This window comes from Kitasatospora sp. NPDC004745 (genome assembly GCF_042873275.1).
Classification (GTDB): domain Bacteria; phylum Actinomycetota; class Actinomycetes; order Streptomycetales; family Streptomycetaceae; genus Kitasatospora.
On sequence record NZ_JBIALK010000004.1, the window covers coordinates 374628 to 391541 of the forward strand.

12 protein-coding genes are annotated in these 16914 nt (G+C 74.3%); 7 read left to right on the top strand and 5 right to left on the bottom strand.

Annotation, left to right across the window (positions count from 1 at the left end):
• Nucleotides 1-109: 109 nt before the first annotated feature.
• Entirely contained in the window at nucleotides 110-1237 is a 1128-nt protein-coding gene (locus ACFYUY_RS10660; RefSeq protein WP_360214912.1) for an NADH:flavin oxidoreductase, read from the bottom strand.
• A 328-nt stretch (nucleotides 1238-1565) separates the two neighbouring features.
• Between ACFYUY_RS10660 and ACFYUY_RS10665 the strand changes: the two genes are divergently transcribed.
• On the top strand, nucleotides 1566-2159 hold the full coding sequence (locus ACFYUY_RS10665) for a hypothetical protein (protein WP_387899906.1): 594 nt from the start codon (nucleotides 1566-1568) through the stop codon (nucleotides 2157-2159).
• Nucleotides 2160-2248: 89 nt separating this feature from the next.
• Here ACFYUY_RS10665 and ACFYUY_RS10670 read toward each other — a convergent pair whose 3' ends face one another.
• Nucleotides 2249-3910 carry a purple acid phosphatase family protein gene (locus ACFYUY_RS10670; protein ID WP_387899908.1) on the bottom strand — a complete coding sequence of 554 codons (1662 nt, stop codon included), beginning with the start codon at nucleotides 3908-3910 and terminating at the stop codon, nucleotides 2249-2251.
• A gap of 577 nt (nucleotides 3911-4487) precedes the next feature.
• Between ACFYUY_RS10670 and ACFYUY_RS10675 the strand changes: the two genes are divergently transcribed.
• Both ACFYUY_RS10675 and ACFYUY_RS10680 read left to right on the top strand, forming a co-directional pair.
• On the top strand, nucleotides 4488-4928 hold the full coding sequence (locus ACFYUY_RS10675; protein WP_360214921.1) for a hypothetical protein: 441 nt from the start codon (nucleotides 4488-4490) through the stop codon (nucleotides 4926-4928).
• A gap of 305 nt (nucleotides 4929-5233) precedes the next feature.
• Nucleotides 5234-5869, top strand: a complete 636-nt coding sequence (locus ACFYUY_RS10680; RefSeq protein ID WP_360214924.1) for a transglycosylase family protein — start codon at nucleotides 5234-5236, stop codon at nucleotides 5867-5869.
• Nucleotides 5870-5958: 89 nt separating this feature from the next.
• Here the strand turns inward: ACFYUY_RS10680 and ACFYUY_RS10685 are convergent, their stop codons facing one another.
• The 3 genes from ACFYUY_RS10685 to ACFYUY_RS10695 form a co-directional block, all read right to left on the bottom strand.
• Nucleotides 5959-7770: an amino acid transporter gene (locus ACFYUY_RS10685; protein ID WP_360217925.1), complete on the bottom strand. Its 1812-nt coding sequence runs from the start codon at nucleotides 7768-7770 to the stop codon at nucleotides 5959-5961.
• A gap of 548 nt (nucleotides 7771-8318) precedes the next feature.
• On the bottom strand, nucleotides 8319-9941 hold the full coding sequence (locus ACFYUY_RS10690) for a multicopper oxidase family protein (protein WP_387899910.1): 1623 nt from the start codon (nucleotides 9939-9941) through the stop codon (nucleotides 8319-8321).
• 87 nt (nucleotides 9942-10028) lie between these two features.
• Complete coding sequence (locus ACFYUY_RS10695; protein WP_387899912.1) at nucleotides 10029-10517, bottom strand: hypothetical protein; 489 nt, start codon at nucleotides 10515-10517, stop codon at nucleotides 10029-10031.
• A 284-nt stretch (nucleotides 10518-10801) separates the two neighbouring features.
• Here ACFYUY_RS10695 and ACFYUY_RS10700 point away from each other — a divergent pair, with 284 nt between their 5' ends.
• The 4 genes from ACFYUY_RS10700 (at nucleotide 10802) to ACFYUY_RS10715 (ending at nucleotide 16877) form a co-directional block, all read left to right on the top strand.
• On the top strand, nucleotides 10802-13204 hold the full coding sequence (locus ACFYUY_RS10700; protein WP_387899914.1) for a collagenase: 2403 nt from the start codon (nucleotides 10802-10804) through the stop codon (nucleotides 13202-13204).
• Nucleotides 13205-13784: 580 nt separating this feature from the next.
• Nucleotides 13785-14186: a YccF domain-containing protein gene (locus tag ACFYUY_RS10705; RefSeq protein WP_360217834.1), complete on the top strand. Its 402-nt coding sequence runs from the start codon at nucleotides 13785-13787 to the stop codon at nucleotides 14184-14186.
• 262 nt (nucleotides 14187-14448) lie between these two features.
• On the top strand, nucleotides 14449-15630 hold the full coding sequence (locus tag ACFYUY_RS10710) for a glycosyltransferase (protein ID WP_387899916.1): 1182 nt from the start codon (nucleotides 14449-14451) through the stop codon (nucleotides 15628-15630).
• 140 nt (nucleotides 15631-15770) lie between these two features.
• Entirely contained in the window at nucleotides 15771-16877 is a 1107-nt protein-coding gene (locus ACFYUY_RS10715) for a hypothetical protein (protein ID WP_387899917.1), read from the top strand.
• Nucleotides 16878-16914: the final 37 nt, after the last annotated feature.

A 16914-nucleotide genomic window follows, 5' to 3' on the forward strand; every position in this document is an offset into this window, starting at 1 on the left:
ACGCACCACGGCCCGGGCCCGGGCCACCACCGGGGCGTGCGACGGCCCGCCGCGCTGCTGCGCGCGACGGGCCGGGCGGCCGGGGCCGGGGCCGGGCTGACGACGGGCGTCAGCTGAGCGTCCGCACCGCCGCCGCGTCGTACGGCTTCAGCTCGGAGAACCGGTCGCCGAGGACCTTCGCCGCCCACTCCGGGTCCTGGAGCAGCGCACGGCCGACCGCGACCAGGTCGAACTCGTCGCGCTCCATGCGGTCCAGCAGGTTGTCGAGGCCCTGGACCGGCGCGCCCTCGCCGGCGAACGCGTGGATGAAGTCGCCGTCGAGGCCGACGGAGCCGACGGTGATCGTGGGCCGGCCGGTGAGCTTCCTGGTCCAGCCCGCCAGGTTGAGGTCCGAGCCCTCGAACTCCGGCACCCAGTAGCGGCGGGTCGAGGCGTGGAAGGCGTCGACGCCGGCCGCGGCGAGCGGGGCCAGGATCGACTCCAGCTCCTCCGGGGTCTCGGCGAGCCGCGCGTCGTACGCCTCCTGCTTCCACTGCGAGTAGCGGAAGATCACCGGGAAGTCGGCCGAGACCCGCTCGCGGACCGCGGCCACGATCTCCGCCGCGAACTTCGTGCGGGCCACCGGGTCGCCGCCGTAGGCGTCGGTGCGGCGGTTCGTCCCCGCCCACAGGAACTGGTCGACGAGGTAGCCGTGGGCGCCGTGCAGCTCGACGCCGTCGAAGCCGATCCGCTCGGCCGCCGCGGCGGACTCGGCGAAGGCGCCGACGACCTCGTCCAGGTCGCTCCGGGTCATCGCCCGGCCGGCGCCCTCGGTGCCGTCGAGGCGCAGGCCGGAGGGGCCGACGGCGGGGGCGTCGGCGTAGGGCGGCTCGCCCTGGTTGCGCACCATGCCGATGTGCCAGAGCTGCGGCACGATCGTGCCGCCCGCCGCGTGCACGGACTCGGCGACCTTCGCCCACCCCGCCAGCTGCTCCTCGCCGTGGAACCGGGGCACCCGGTCGCTCTGCCCGGCGGACTCGTGGCCGACGTAGGTGCCCTCGGTGACGATCAGGCCCACGCCCGCGGCCGCACGGCGGGCGTAGTACGACTCCACGTCCGCGCCGGGGACGCCGCCCGGGGAGAACATGCGCGTCATCGGCGCCATCACGATGCGGTTGGGGACGGTCAGGCCGTTCAGGGTGACCGGACGGGAGAGGATCTCGGCCGCGCGGGAGGCGGCGGACGCGGTGACGGTCATGGGTGTTCCTCGCGGGTAGCGGACGTTATGTGCACGTGCATGGAATACGTGCGGTTCCAACCGCCACGGCGTCCGGCGCATTTCGCGCACCGGGCGATCCGCGGTGTGATCCGCGGCACTCCCCCGCGGGCCGCCGCCGCCCGTCCGGCGTCACGGCACCGCGGCGCGCTGCCGGGCGGCGCCGCCCGCCTCGACCGGCGCCCGAGGCGGCCGTGAGCACGCCGCGCTAGAACCGTCGGCGGGCCGCAACTCCCGTTGCCCGCCCGGTACCGCACGCCCCGTCGTTCCCGTGCCACCCCCCTCGTCCGGCCTCGACCCTGGGAGAGACATGCCCGCCGCACACACCCGCCCCGTCCGTCTGGTGCTCGCCGCACTGGCGGCCCTCGTCCTGCTGCTCTCCGGCGCGGTCGCCGCCACCCCGGCGCAGGCCACCACCAGCAGCCTCGACGGCGCCTGGGCCTGCGACGTCCCGGCCGGGTACGTCTACGACCAGGTGTCGATGAACCGCTCCTGCAGCGGCGGCGGCAGCTGGAACTCGCCGCAGTTCCACCTGCGGACCCCCGTCGACGGCCTGACGGCCTGCAAGAGCGCGCCCGGCTTCGTCTACGACGCCATCACCTGGGGCAGTGCCTGCAGCCAGATCTCCGGCGTGACGTCCAACCAGTACCACCTGCGCAAGCCCTACGACGGTCTCACCGCCTGCATGGGCACGCCGGACTTCACCTACGACTACCTCACCTGGGGCACCGCCTGCAGCCTCACCCAGGGCGTCCAGTCGAACGCCTTCCACCTCCGCAAGCCGGTCAGCGGCCTCTGGGCCTGTGACGTCCCCAGCGGCTTCACGTACAGCCAGACCACCCAGAACTACGACTGCAGCACCTACCGGGGCGCCACCTCCACCAAGTTCCTCCTGCTCGGCTGACCACCGCGCGCCGAAGGGCGGGAGCGGGAGGTCGGCCGGTCCGACGTCCCGCTCCCGCCCTCGGCGTGACACCCCGGGTCGGACACGCCCTAACGGCCGGCGGCCGCCTCCGCCCGCGCGTCGGTGGCGCCGTCCTCGTCGTGGCGGTGCCGGCCGTCGCTGCGGTCGCGCCGGAGGGTGAAGCGGTCGAAGAGCACCGGCACGGGGAACGGGTCGGCGACGGTCGCGGGCGCCGAGTGGTAGTAGCTGACGGTGATGGTGGTCCGGCCGCCCGGCAGGGTGCCCGGGTCGACGTCGAACACCGCGACGCCGTGGGGGAAGGCGGTGTCCGGGTCGATGACCGCGGACCAGTGCGCCTTCTCCTTCGCGTCCGGGTCGGCCTTGAAGGTGAGGCGCTGGGTGCGGACCGAGGCCTGCCGCACGCCGTCGGGGTCGGTGGGCAGGTAGACGTCGTCGTGCCCGGCGGTGCCGCCCCCGCCGAGGATCAGGTGGACGGTGCCCTTGGAGGTGTCGATCAGGCGCAGGTCGTCGTCGGCGACGGCCGGGGTGAGCAGGCCGCCGGGCTCGGTGCCGCGGACCGGGTGGGTGCGCTCGTAGTCGTGGTCGTGACCGGCCAGCACGAGGTCGACGGAGTAGCGGTCGAGCACCGGCAGCAGGTGCTCGCGGATGCCCATGTCGCCGCCGTGGCTGGCGGCCGAGGAGGACATCGCGAACTGGTGCAGGTTGACGACGATCCAGTCCACCTCGCGGCCGCGCCGGGCGCGTGCCAGGACCCGCTCCAGCCAGCGGAGTTGGGCGCCCTCGCTGTAGCCGCTGATGTAGATGGACAGCCCGGTGGCCGGGTCGATGCTGGCGTCGTCCTCGACCGCGATCTCGTTGCCGTCGAGGCTGACGAAGAGCACCGCGCCGATCTGGAAGCTGTACCAGGTGCCGCAGTGGTCGCGGGTGCCGTTGTCGGGGAGCTCGAAGCGGGTCAGGTAGGAGGCGTAGCCGAGGTCCCCGCCGCCGGCCTCGACCTCGTGGTTGCCGGGCGCGGGCATCCACGGGCGGTTCGCGGCGGAGGTGGACAGGTTGTTCATGAACGCGTTCCAGCACTGCGGCTGGAGGTCCGTGTTGTTGTTGGCGTAGGCGAGGTCGCCGTTGAGGAGGTGGAACAGCGGCGCGAACCGCTCCACCTGGCGGACGGCCGCGGCGCCGTGGATCGAGGACTTCTTGAACACGCCGTCGCCGGTGCCCAGGTCCCCGAAGCTGGTGAAGCGGAAGGCGGCCCGGCCGCGGGCGGGGGCGGTGCGGAAGGTGCCGCGCACCGGGTCGGAGCCGTCGTGCAGCACCTCGTAGACGTAGGTGGTGTCGGGCCGCAGGCCGTCCAGACGGGCGTGGTGGGTGTAGGTCTCGACCTTGTTGAGCCCGTCCACGTAGGTCCGCGTCTCGGCGTCGACGCTGTGGCCGGCGCCGCCGCGCGGGGTGCCGATCCGGACCCGGGGCCGGCGCACGCTGCCGGCGGTCGCCCAGGAGACCGTCATCTCGCGGGAGGGCTCCTCGCCCCACTGCAGGTGGATCTGTTCGGGGCCGGGGGTGCCGGCGATCGCCGGCCGGGTCCACAGCAGGGTGGACGCGGGCAGCGCGGCGAGGGCGCCGGCCGCCGTACCGGTGCGCAGGACCGTCCGGCGCGAGGGGCGTGCCGGGGGCGCGAGGTGCGCCGGGTGCGCCGGGTGCGCGGGATGCGTGGGGTGCTCCGAAGGGTGTGCCACTGCCGCCTCCTGGGCTCGGGGAAACGCCCAGGAGAGTCCCAGCCGGACGGGAACCGGCGCGCCACTTCGGACGGTGCGGCCGGCGAACGGCAGTTGAACGCTCGGCCGCGGTCCCGCCCGGACCGCGGCCGCACCGGGCCACGGGCCCCCGGCACGGGCCCGCGCCCTGGCACCCCACAGGGGAGGTGGAAGCTGGCGCCGGGGTCCAGGGGGTCTTGCAGGGTGCCGGTCGTGCACCACGCGTGCGGCTGTCGCCCAACCGCCTCTCGGCCCCTCGGTCAGGAGTGCCCCGGCGGCACCCTTCGCGGCGTCGCGGCCGAGCCTGCCAGATGCCCCGAGCTGCGACAAGACGTCGGCCGTACCCCCTACTCCACGTCCGCCGCCCGCCACTGCGGGTGCTCGTGCCCACCCGCCCGGGGCTGACGGATCGTTTCCGGTCAGCTTCGGCGATCTTTCGGTCCGGACCTGCCGCCGACCGATCGTCCGCCGCTAGGGTGCGGCGCAGCCCCGCCTCCTCTGCTCCTCCCTCCCCGCGCCGTCCCGACGGCCGGCTGACGACGATCGGAACGGTGTCGCCGTGACCAGGATCCTGCGCCGACTGATGACCCGCTTCGGAAGGGCCGCCGCGGTGGTCGCCGTGCTGGCGGCCGCCCTCACCGGCACGACGGCCGGCACCGCCTCCGCGGCCGGCGGCTGGAGCTGCTCCGGGGCGCCCGTCCCGGCCGGCTACGTGATCACCATGTACAACGCGAGCGGCTGCAACAACCACGGCTCGTGGTACCAGCAGCCCGCGCAGAACCGCCTCTGGACCTGTTCGGGCTCCCCGATCGTCTCCGGCTACGTGCTGACCAACTACAACCCCCAGGGGTGCAGCGGCGTCGGCGCCTGGTTCCAGGAGCTGGTCCGCAACGGCGTCTGGACCTGCCCCTACTCGCCGATCCCGGCGGGCTACCGCAGCACCAGCTACGACGCCGGCGGCTGCAACGGCCTGGGCGCCTGGCTCACCATCAAGGCCTGACCCCGCGGAACGGCCCGGGCCGGGGTGCCGGCCCGGGCTCGGGGCGCCGGTCCTCCGGGAGGCTCTCCAGGCCCCTCCCCGCTCCGTTCGCCGCGCCGTTCCCGCCCGGATCCCGAACGGATCCCGCGCGGATCCCGAACGGCCGGTACGGCCGGATGGCCGCGGGCCGGCGGGGTGGTCCGGCGCGGCCGGGCGGGTGACCTGCCGGACGTGTCGGCGGCGGCCCGCCCCACTCGGCGTGCGTCGGTTGGGAGTGCGCCGCCTCCGGGCGGTGCAGGCCCTGTTCCCGAACCTGAGAGCCGCCCATGCCTGCCACCGCGTGTCTCCGACGTCTCCTCCCCGCCGCCCTGTGCGCCGTCGCCGTCGCCGTCGCCGCCCCCACGGCCCAGGCCGCGCCACCGGGCCGCGCCACCGGATCCGACCCCGGCGGGAGGCACGGCGGCAGGTACGACTGGGAGAGCGTGGCGGCCTGCGAGAGCAGCGGCGACTGGCACGTCAACACCGGCAACGGCTACTTCGGCGGCCTCCAGTTCGACGCCCCCACCTGGCGGGAGTACGGCGGCCTCGCCTACGCCCCGCGCGCCGACCTCGCCAGCCGCGAGGAGCAGATCGCGGTGGCCCAGCACCTCGCCGCGAAGCGCGGCCTCTCGCCCTGGCCGGTGTGCGGCGCCCGCGCCACCCGCGACCACGGGCGCGCGCACGACGAGGCCCTCCCCCTGCCGGCCGCACCGGCCGCCGCGGCCCCGGCCACCGCCCCGACCACCACCCCGACCGCCGGGGCCGGCACCTGGACGGTCCGCGAGGACGACACCCTGGCCGACCTCGCCGACGCCCTGCGCGTGCCCGGCGGCTGGCCCGCCCTCTACGCGCTCAACCGCGCCGCCGTCGGCGGGGACCCGGACCTCATCCAGCCCGGACTCCTGCTGCGCCTGCCCTCCTAGGGAGCCGTGAACGCCGTCGGCCCGCCTGGTCCGCTGTGGACCGGGCGGGCCGACGGCGTTGCCGCGGGTGCAGGGGCCGGACGGGCGCCCTACCCGACGTGGACGCGGGGGCGGCGGGAGCGGTCCGGCTCGGCCTCGCGCAGGACCTCACGGGTGACGGGCGCGACCTCGCCCTGACCGAACAGGAAGAACCGCAGGAACTGGGCGAAGGGGTTGCCCTCGGTCCACTCGAAGTAGAGGTGCGGCTGCTGGCCGGTGCGGTCGCGGACGGTGAGGGCGAGGGCGGCGATCGCGTTGGGGATGCTGGAGCTCTCCAGCGTCAGCACCCGGTAGCGGCCGTGCAGCACCTCGCCGCGCACGGTCAGCGCGGCCTCGAAGTCGGAGGCGTCCCGGACGGTGACCTCGACGAAGACCAGGTCGTCCTCACCGGGGATGTCGTTGTCGGCGCGGATCTGGCGGATCTTGTCGCGGTACTCGGCGACGTCGCGGTGGGTGGGCTCGTTGGCGATCAGCCGCAGCGGGCGGTGCGCGTAGTCCCTGACGAAGCGTTCCGCCACCTCGTCCAGGGCCACGTCGGTGACCCGCAGCTCGAAGGCCCGCCGGAGCCTGGACAGCAGCGAGACCAGGATGATGCCGGCGATGAAGCAGGCGCCGATCTTCAGACCGTCGGGGCGCTCGGTCACGTTCAGCACCGTGGTGTAGAGGAAGATCACCGCGATGATCGCGAAGGCGGTGGTCCAGCCGCGCTGGCGCGCCTTGTACGCGGCGATGGTGACCGCGATCGCGGCCGAGCTGATCAGCACCAGCACACCGGTCGCGTAGGCGCCGCCCTGGGCGTCCACGTCGGCGTGGAAGATCCAGGTGACCAGGAAGCCGATCAGGGTCAGCACGATCACCATCGGCCGCACCGCGCGCGCCCAGTGCGGCGCCATGCCGTAGCGCGGCAGGTAGCGGGGCAGCAGGTTGAGCATGCCGGCCATCGCGGAGGCGCCGGCGAACCAGAGGATGGCGATGGTGGAGAGGTCGTAGACGCTGCCGAAGGCCCCGCCGAGGTACTGGTGCGCCAGGTAGGCCAGCGCGCGGCCGTTGGCGTCGCCGCCCGGCTTGAACTGGTCGGCCGGGATCAGCAGCGTGGTGATGAAGCTGGTGGCGATCAGGAAGCAGCTCATGATCACGGCGGCGGTGGTGAGCAGCTTGCGGGTGCCGCGGATCCGGCCGGTGGGCTTCTCCTCGGTGTCGTCCGGGTCGCCCTCGATGTGCGGCATCACGGCGACACCGGTCTCGAAGCCGGACAGGCCCAGCGCGAGCTTCGGGAACACCACCAGCGCGACGCCGACCATGAGGACCGGGTTGCCGTGCTGGGCGGTCAGCGCGTCGGTCCAGTCGGTGACGACGTGCGGGGCCTCGACGACCTTCCAGAGGCCGACGGCCACCACGACCACGTTGAGCACCAGGTAGATCCCGACCAGGACGACGGCCAGGCCGATCGCCTCGCCGAAGCCCTTGAGGAAGACCGCTCCGAGCATCGCGACCAGGACCAGCGTGATCAGCACCTGCTTGCCGCCCAGGACACCGGTCAGGTGCGGGTTCTCCACCAGGTGCGCGCTCGCGTCGGCGGCCGACAGCGTGATGGTGATCAGGAAGTCCGTCGCCGCGAAACCCAGCAGTGCGAGGACGAACAGCTTGCCCTTCCAGAACGAGAGCAGCCGCTCCAGCATCGCGATCGAACCCTCGCCGCGCGGGCTCTCCTGGGCGACCCGGCGGTAGACCGGCAACGCTCCCAGCAGGGTGACGACCACCAGCACGATCGTCGCGATCGGCGACAGCACACCCGCGGCCAGGGCGGCGATGCCCGGCTGGTAGCCGAGCGTCGAGAAGTAGTCCAGGCCGGTCAGGCACATCACCCGCCACCAGCGCTCGCCCTTGTGGGCGCCGGAGTCCCCCGACTCCGCCCCACCGTGCCCGGAGCCCTCGGCGGCCTCGGCGGCGGAGGGCTTCTCCGCGGACACGTCCTCCAGCAGCCAGTTGCGCAACCGTATTCGCGCCGACGACGGATCCGCCGTCGCCGTGTCCGTCGACCCCGACGAAGCCACCTTGCACCTCTTGTTTAAAGACCCCGTAAAAGCGCCGTCGGGCGACGGCAGTGCGCCAGGCTATGCGACGGGCGTCAAGGAATCGTCATCGGCCCGCGTTAAGAAAGCGTCATTGCTCCGCAGGTCGCGGCGGGTGGCACGGCGGGGGCGCGGGGGTGCCGCCGGAGCCCGGCACCGGGCGGGACTCCCACGGCACCGCGGCGGGACTCCTGCGGGGGGGGCGAACGGCGAGAGCGGGACCCGGGCGAAAGGGCGCCGGGGCGGGCCCCCGCCGAGCCGGCGCCAGGGCGGGCCCCCGCCGAGCAGGCGCCGGAGCGGGACGGACGGACGGCCGGCCCCGCCCCGGCACCCGCCGGTCAGGCCCGGTACCCCAGGACGGTCATCATGCCCGCCTCCGCGTGGTACACGTTGTGGCAGTGCACCATCCACAGACCCGGGTTGTCGGCGTCGAAGTCGACCGCCAGCGTCTCGCCCGGCAGCACCACCGCGGTGTCCTTGCGGGGCCCGTCACCGGCCAGCGCGAAGCTGTGCCCGTGCAGGTGGACGGGGTGCCACATGCCCGTGGTGTTGCGGAACTCCAGCCGGACCCGCTCCCCCGCCGCCACCGGATGGCGCTGCGACGGCTCGTACCGGCGTCCGTTGAACGCCCAATCGGCCGTCGCCATACCGCCGGTGAGGTCCAGTCGCACCGTGCGGTCCGGCGCCCTGGCCGGCAGCCGCACCGCCGGATCGGCCTTGAGCCGCGCCGCGGTGACCAGCCGCCCGTCCAGCTCGACCGGGCGCACCGAGGCGTCCGGGGCCGTGCCGCCACCGGTGCGCAGCAGGGCGAGCGCGGTGGCACCCTTGCCCTCGGCGAGCGCGGTGAGCGGGAAGACGCCGTCCTTGACGGTGACCAGGACGTCGTAGCGCTCGCCCATGCCGAGCAGCAGCGCCTGGGTGGTGGTCTGCTCCACGGGGAAGCCGTCGGTGTGGGTGACCGTCAGCTCGTGGCCGCCGAGGGCGACCCGGTAGGCGGTGTCGCCGCCCGCGTTGACCAGCCGGATCCGCACCCGGTCGCCGGGCTTGGCGGTGAAGGTCTCGGGTGCGGCCGCCAGGCGGCCGTTGACCAGGTGGAAGGGGTGGGCGACGTCGCCGGCGTCGCCGCCGAGCAGGGCGCTGCGGGCGCCCATCAGCATCCGCGAGGGACCGGTGGCGCCGGCCGTGCCGGACATCCCCGGCATGTCGTGGCCGCCCGCCGCGTGGTCCGTCCCGCCCGCGCCTGCGGCGAGTTCGGCCAGGACGGCGTCCGGGGTGCTGCCGTCGACGCCGTCCAGCCAGTCGTCCAGGACGACGACCCACTCCCGGTCGTAGCGCAGCGGCTCCCTCGGGTCCTCGACGATCAGCGGCGCGTACAGGCCGCGCTCCTGCTGCACCCCGGAGTGCGGGTGGAACCAGTGGGTGCCCGGGTGGCCGAGCGCGAAGCGGTGCTCGGCGGCGGCGCCGGGCCGGACGGCCTCCCGGGTGAGGCCCGGCACGCCGTCCATGTCGTTGCGCAGCGCGAGACCGTGCCAGTGCAGCGAGGTCGGCTGCGGCAGGTGGTTGGCGAGGGTGACGGCGAGGGTCTCGCCGGCGGTGGCGCGGATCTCCCGGCCGGGCAGCCGGTCGCCGTAGGCCCAGCTCCTGACGGTCCGGCCGCCGAGGTCGAGCGTCGTCTCGGTGGCGGTGAGGGCGACCCTGCGCTCGGGTCCGGGCCGGCGCGCGGCCTCGGCGGCGGCGACCTCGGGGCCGTCGGGGGTGACGAAGCCGCCGGGGGCGGTGGTCGTGGCGGTGGCGGCCGGGGCGTTCGGGTCGCTCGAGCCGAGCGTGCCGTTCGGGCCGGGGTGGCCCATGGCGGAGTGGTCCATGCCTCCCGTGCCGCCGGAGGAGCAGGCGGTGAGCAGGCCGGTGCCGGCGGCGGCGAGCGCCGCGCCGAGCAGGGTACGACGGGTGGGTGTGCGCATGACGGAGTGCACCTCGTGCGGTGGTGTGGGTGAGTCGGACGACGCGTCGGCCGTTCCGCGCGCGGGCACGGGACGGCCGGCGCGCGCCTACTGACGCAGCACCGACAGCCGGGCGAGGAGGATCCGCCCGCCCCCGGGCGGGGGCAGCGCGCGGACGGCCGCCAGCAGCCGGGCCCGGACGGCGGCCGCGGCGTCGCGGTCGCGGTGCGGCAGCGGGCCGGCGGCGAGGAGCAGCAGCGTCCAGCCGACGAGGACGGCGAGGCAGACGGACATCGGGTCGGTACCGGCCGCCGCGGGGTGGGCGGTGGCGGAGCCGGCCGGTCGTCCGGCGGTCGGCGGGTGCGGCGCGGCGGGCTCGCCGGGCTGCGCGGCCGTCGCCCGGTGCGGCGCGGCGGCGGCCGCGTGCCCCGGGGCGCCCGTGCCGTTGCCACCGGGACCGTGCCCGCCCGCGGGGTGGCCGAGGGTGTGCATGGTGACGAGGCCGAGCAGCAGGGCGGCGAGGAGCAGCAGCCGCAGTGCCCGGGGCGCCGGGGGCGGGGCGAGCCGGGCCGGTCCGAGGGGTCGCGACCGCGCCATCCTCCGCCTCCCGACCGTCCGTGCCTCCGACCGAGGCCGCCCACGTACCCCCGCAGGGTATCCCGAAGGCTACCCGGAGCCGGGCCGTCCACCCGATCCGGGGTCAACTTCGTTCATCCTCTTGGCAGGTGCAATTTCACATTGCTATGTTACGCAGCACCCCAAGGGCGCCGACGACCCCACCGTCCGCCCCGGCCCCACCCCACCCCCCGGCAGTCCCGGGCCGGAAACCCACGGCACTGCCGCCTCGCACCGCCCTGCCACTTCCCCCACCAGGAGTACCGGTGTCAACCTCCCGTGTCGCCAAGCGGGTCCTGCTCGCCGCCACCATGGCCGCCACCCTCACGCTGCCCACCCTGCAGACCGCCCAGGCACTCACCCCGGCCGCCACGACGGCCACCACCCCCACACCCGGCGCCACCGCGTCCACCGCCGGAAGCCCCGTCGGCGCCGACCAGCGCACCGCCTACGACGACGCCGACCACCTCGGCAGCGCCGCCGCCCGACCCGGCTCCGCCGCCCCGGCCCCCGGCGGCGGCTCGCTCGGCGGCTCCCCCGTCCCCGGCCTGCTGCCCGACCGCGTCGGCGCCCCCGCACCCACCGCCGCCCCGGCCTCCCCCGCCACCGCCACCGCCGCACCCACCACCCGCGCCGGCGTGCCCTGCACCGTCGACGGACTGACCGGCCTCGGCGCCGACCAGCTGGTCGCCTTCCTCACCGACCCGGCCGTCACCGCCGACGGCTGCCTGCGCGGCATCATCTGGACCTGGGACGCCCGCTTCACCACCACCATGGACAACGCCCACGTCCAGGCCGTCGCCCACCGGATCACCCAGCTGTCCGCCACCGACGACGGCAGCAACGCCTCGCACCTCTACGAGCTGTGGACGTACCTGCACGCCACCGTCTACCACGGCTTCAGCCACCACGAACTGAACGTCACCGACCCCGGCACGCTCGCGGCCCTCCAGGAGGCCGTCACCGCCTACACCGGCAGCGCGCACGCCTTCGACCGCACCGACCTCGCCGCCGACATCCTGCGCGAGGCCACCATCACCGCCGGCGCCGACGGGCTGCGCCAGCACAACCTCGGCCTCGCCCGTCGCCTGCTCGGAGTCCTCGCCCCCGGCACCACGGTCGCCGACAGCTCCGCGTGGGGCAACGCCGTCCTCCAGGCCCTCAACATGAACTACCTCGGCGTCGCCAACCAGGACCCGGCCTACCTCGCCGCCGTCACCGCCGACGGCGACTTCCGCGCCGCGATCCGCGCCTACGCCGGCTGGGGCCACCTCAAGGGCACCGCCAACGCCTGGGCGGCCCGCGACGCGATGGGCGAGTACGGCCGCCTCGGCCAGGTCGCGGCCCTGCACGACGGCGTGGTCGCCGAACTCGGCGCCCTGCTCACCACCACCAAGGCCACCTTCGGCGAGTGGTCCGACCCGTGGGCCAAGCTCATCGGCTGGGCCAACACCTACGGCGTCTGCCAGCAGTTCGGCGTCTGCGTCGCCGACCTCGAGAAGCGTCTCTTCCCCAACACCTACACCTACGACAACGGCGCCATCGAGGTCCGCACCGCCCTCGACAAGGCCACCGTCGACCAGATGTACTACGCCAGCAAGCAGGTCAAGAGCCAGTTCCTGCGCGTCCTCGGCACCGACCAGCCGCTCGCCGGCGACGTCAACAGCACCCTGCACATCCAGCTCTACGCCTCCCGCGCCGACTACGAGGTCTACCACCCGATCCTCACCGGCTACAGCACCAACAACGGCGGCATCTACATCGAGCGCGGCGCCACCTTCTACACCTACCAGCGGCGCGTCCCGCAGGACTCCACCCTGACCCTCGAGGAACTCTTCCGCCACGAGTACGTGCACTACCTCAACGGCCGCTGGGCGGTGCCGGGTTACTTCGGTGACACCCGCTGGTACGCCGGTGACCGGACCACCGCGATGGACGAGGGCACCGCCGAGTTCTTCGACGGATCCACCCGCGACCAGGGCATCCGGGTCCGCAAGTCGCTGGTCGCCAAGCTCGCCTCCGACGAGGCCTCCGGCATCCCCCGGATGACCATCGCCCAGATCCTGCACGCCGGTTACGACGACACCCCGGCGTTCCACTTCTACAACTACGCCGGCACCTTCTTCGAGTTCCTCTGGACCGCCCACCCCTCGCTGCTCCGCGAGATGTACGACCACCAGCGCGCCGACGACCCGGCCGGCTTCGACGCCTGGCGCGAGCGCCTCGGCGCCGACGCCGCCCTGAACCGCGAGTACTCCGCCTTCCTCGACGCGCAGATCAAGGACGTCGACCACCTGTACGTGCCGTCCACCTCCTTCACCGCCAACGGCTCGCTCGACCTCGCCTGGGCCTCCGAGGTCCGGACGGCCTTCGCCGCGGCCACCCAGAACACCCCGGACTGCAAGGACAACGGCGACTGGGCCAACAAGCCGATGCGCTTCGTCTGCACCGGCCGCATCACCGCCAACCTCACCGACGCCACCGACCCGGACAAGGTCTTCAAGGACATGTCCGACACCGTCGACTACTTCGTCCTCGCCCGCACCAGGGACGTCGCCGGCGCCGACAACCTCAACGACATGAACTGCACCTTCGGCAAGGTCGACGTCTGGCCCACCGGCCGGGCCGGCACCGCCGACTACACCTGCGAGGGCCCGCTGCGCCGGTAGGCCCTCCCCTCGACCCGGCCCGGTGCGGACCGTGTGGGATCCGCACCGGGCCGACCGGGCCGCCGCACGGCCACACCGCCCGCCGGCGCCGGGCGGGCCGCGCGGCCCCCGAAGGCCGGGCGGCGGGCCCTGCACCCGCCGCCCGGCCGCCACCGCGACCGCGGCCCGAATCCGCCGGCCGGATCCGTCCGCCCGTCATCGCGGCCGGCTGCCGGAATCGCGGGATATCCCTCCCCGACCGCCGGCGCGGGGATTCCGGGGAACCGGGCCGTCACACACCGGCAGAGGCGAGGAGGAATTCCCGTCCGCGGAAATCCGCCGCCAGGCCGCGGCCGTGACCCCTGCAGCCCCGGCCCCGGCCACCGGCGGCCGGGCGGGCCCGATGGTCGACGCCTCGGCCCGCCCCCACCCGGCCGGACGGGGGTCCGGCGCCCGTGGCTGGTCCCACGCCTGCACGGCCGTCCCGACCCGCACCCCCGAGCGGACCCCGACGATCGACCCCTAGGGGCGTAGACACGGGGCGGGGCGGGAATGGCTGGATCGTAGGGGCCAGCCCGCCAGCCGTGAGAAGGTGTCAGCCATGACGGTTTTCAAATTCATCCTCAATGTCATCTGGCTGCTTTTCTGTGGGATCTGGATGGCGATCGCCTACGCGGTCGCGGGAATCATCTGCTGCATTCTCATCATCACCATTCCATTTGGCATTGCGTCCTTCCGGATCGCCGGTTTCATCCTCTGGCCGTTCGGGCGGACGACGGTGGAGAAGCCGGAGGCCGGGGCGGCGTCCTGCATCGGGAACGTGATCTGGCTGATCTTCGCGGGGTGGTGGCTGGCCCTCGCGCACCTGATCACCAGCGTCCCGTTGTTCCTGTCGATCATCGGGATCCCCTTCGGGTGGGCGAACCTGAAGATGATCCCGATCTCGCTGATGCCGCTCGGCCGCGAGGTCGTGCCGACCGACGAGGCGTGGGGCGCCCGCTAGGGGTTGCTCCAAAAGGTCGACGGCGCCCCCGCGGGGCGGGCGGCGGAACGGAAACGGCTCCGCACCGGTGCAGGTTCACCGGTGCGGAGCCGTTTTCGCACGTCCGGGCAGGTGCGGGCGGGTCGGAACCCGGCCGCACCAGCCACCTTGCCAGGGCTTGCCTTGAGTTTCCAAAGTTCAGTCACGTTATTGCCTGATGTTGCCAATCCTCCTAGGCTGGGGTGCGCCAGTTCAGCTCCCCACGGCCAGACGAGAGGCAGCAGTGACCGAACCGAAGATCAGCGTGGTGATCCCCTACAAGCAGCGCCTGGACAACATCCGGGCGGTGTTCACCTCGCTCGCCGAACAGACCCTGGACCGCTCCGAGTTCGAGGTCGTGGTCGGGGTGATGGAGTACGACCCGGCGTACGTCGCGCTGTGCCGCGAGTTCACCGGGCGGCTCGACATCGTCTCGGTGCTCACCAGCAAGGAGTGGAACACCAGCCACGCCCGGAACCTGGGCATCCGGCACGCCACCGGGAAGGCCGTCATGGTGCTCGACGCCGACGTCGTCATCCCCCCGGCTGCCCTGCGCACCCTCTACGAACGGCACTTCCAGCACGGCCAGCAGGTCTGCGTGCTCGGCCAGGTCTTCGGCTACGACGAGGTGATCTCCACCGACCTGGACACCGTCGAGGCCCCGGACTACGCGCACTACCGCCAGGTCCTCGCCGACCTGGAGTCGGCGGACCGGGCCCGGCTGGACCCTCGCTGGTCCGCCGGACACGCCCCGGCCTTCGCCCGGTTCCCCTGGGCCTTCGCCCGCACCGGCCTGATGGCCCTGCCGACCGCGGCCGTCCGCACCCACGGACTGCTGCTCGACGAGGGCTTCCTCGGCTGGGGCGCCGAGGACCAGGAGTGGGGGCTGCGGATCGCCCGGGCCGGGCTCCCGATCACGCTCGGCCAGGACGTCTACGGCGTCCACCTGCCGCACCGGCGGGACTCCGGCGCCCAGGACCGCTCGGCCGTCGAGACCAACCGGTACTACCTGGCCAAGTGGCCCCGGCTCGACCTGGAACTGGCCCTCGCCTTCGGCGGGTGGCTGGAGGCCGACCGGCTGATGCCGGAGGTCGAGCGGGAGCTGGCCGCAGCCGCCCCCGGGCACACCCTCGGTGCCGTCCGCGGCACCGTCGACGGACGCGACGTGCTGGCCCTCGGCGTGCTGCTCGACGAGCACGGGCGGATCGCCGACCCGGAGGCGGCAGCACTGTTCGCCGGACGCGCCCCGGCCGAGGTGCTCCCGCTGGTCGGCTTCGCCCTGCCGTACGAGGACGCGAGCGTCGACGAGTGCCGGCTGCTGGCACCGGTCTGCGGCCTCGGCGAGCCCTACCGGGCGGCCGTCCGGAACTCCGCCGAGCGCGTCGCGCGCAAGGTCGGCGCACCGGCCGGCGACGACCGGCGCTGACCGCCCCGGGGGCGGCGGCGCGCGGCCGTGCCGCCGGCCCCGCACCCGTTTCGCCGGCCCCGCGTCCGTTCGCCGACGACGCCGGCGCCACCGCCGGCACCAGCAGACACCAGAAGACACCGAAGACGAGGAGACGAGACATGACCCTGCCCCCGATCCGGCTCTCCGCCGCCGTGATGACCCACCCCCGGCGGGCCGCGGCCGCCCACGCCCTGGTCGAGCGCTTCCCCGGCCTGGACCTCACCATCGCGCTCGACCCGGAGCCCGACGGCCCGCCCTCGGCGCTGCGCAGCGCCCGGGTGGCCTGGGAGTCGGTCCGCCCCGGGGCCACCCACCACCTGGTGCTCCAGGACGACGCCCTGCCGGTCGAGGACCTCCTCGACCGCCTGCTCCCGCTGATCGAGGCCGAACCGGACGCCGCCCTGTGCCTGTTCACCGAGTGGGGTTCGCGCACCTCGTACGCGGTCCGGATCGCCGCGCTGCTCGGGCACGACCTGGCGCCCGCCGTCGACGACTACGTGCCCTCGGTCGCGCTGGTCCTGCCCGCCGACGTGGCGCTGGGCTTCGGCGAGTTCGTCCGGACCAAGGCCGACAGCGGGCACCCGGACGACCTGGCGCTGCTGAACTACCTGGCGGACCGGGGCACCCGGACGCTGATCCCGGTGGCCAACCTGGTCGACCACCACAACGACGTCAGCCTGGTCGGCAACAACGTGCACGGCCGCCGTTCCGCCGCCTGCCTGGCCCCGGTCGGCGCGGCCCTCCCGGCGGGCGGCCCGTACTCGCTGCTCACCGGCCTGGAGACCGTCCCGTACTACGACTTCTGGGGCCAGTACTCGGACGCCTGCGTGCCGGACGACTCCACGGTGGACGGGCGGGTGCGGACCTCGGCGCGCGAGGCCCTGCTGGAGCGCGGCGTCACCGTGGACCGGTTGGCGGCCGAGCTGCGGGAGTCGCTGGGCCGGCGCCCGGAGAGCGAGCTGCTGACCGACCGGGTGAGCGAGGTGGTGCTCACCGAGGTCTGGATCGTCTCGTTCCTGCTCGGCGTCATCACCGCGGAGGTGGACCCGGGGCGCGGCGCGGGCATCGACCCGGACCGCCCGCTGGCCGGCGCGGCGCTGGCGACCCTCGGCCCGGGCGCCGTCCGCCGGGTGGTGCCGGACCGGCTGCTGCCGGCGGTCGGCGCGCTGCTCCGTCCGCTGGTGCGGGACGCCGTCCTGGCCGGCGCCGCGGCGGTCGCCGGCTGACCGCCTGACCCGGCCCGCCCGTTCGGGCCCGCCTCTC

Coding starts and splice junctions, on each gene's coding strand:
- ACFYUY_RS10660 (WP_360214912.1), bottom strand. CDS start 1,237: ATGACCGTCACCGCGTCCGCCGCCTCCCGCGCGGCCGAGATCCTCTCC.
- ACFYUY_RS10665 (WP_387899906.1), top strand. CDS start 1,566: ATGCCCGCCGCACACACCCGCCCCGTCCGTCTGGTGCTCGCCGCACTG.
- ACFYUY_RS10680 (WP_360214924.1), top strand. CDS start 5,234: ATGCCTGCCACCGCGTGTCTCCGACGTCTCCTCCCCGCCGCCCTGTGC.
- ACFYUY_RS10685 (WP_360217925.1), bottom strand. CDS start 7,770: ATGTGCCTGACCGGCCTGGACTACTTCTCGACGCTCGGCTACCAGCCG.
- ACFYUY_RS10690 (WP_387899910.1), bottom strand. CDS start 9,941: ATGCGCACACCCACCCGTCGTACCCTGCTCGGCGCGGCGCTCGCCGCC.
- ACFYUY_RS10695 (WP_387899912.1), bottom strand. CDS start 10,517: ATGGCGCGGTCGCGACCCCTCGGACCGGCCCGGCTCGCCCCGCCCCCG.
- ACFYUY_RS10705 (WP_360217834.1), top strand. CDS start 13,785: ATGACGGTTTTCAAATTCATCCTCAATGTCATCTGGCTGCTTTTCTGT.
- ACFYUY_RS10715 (WP_387899917.1), top strand. CDS start 15,771: ATGACCCTGCCCCCGATCCGGCTCTCCGCCGCCGTGATGACCCACCCC.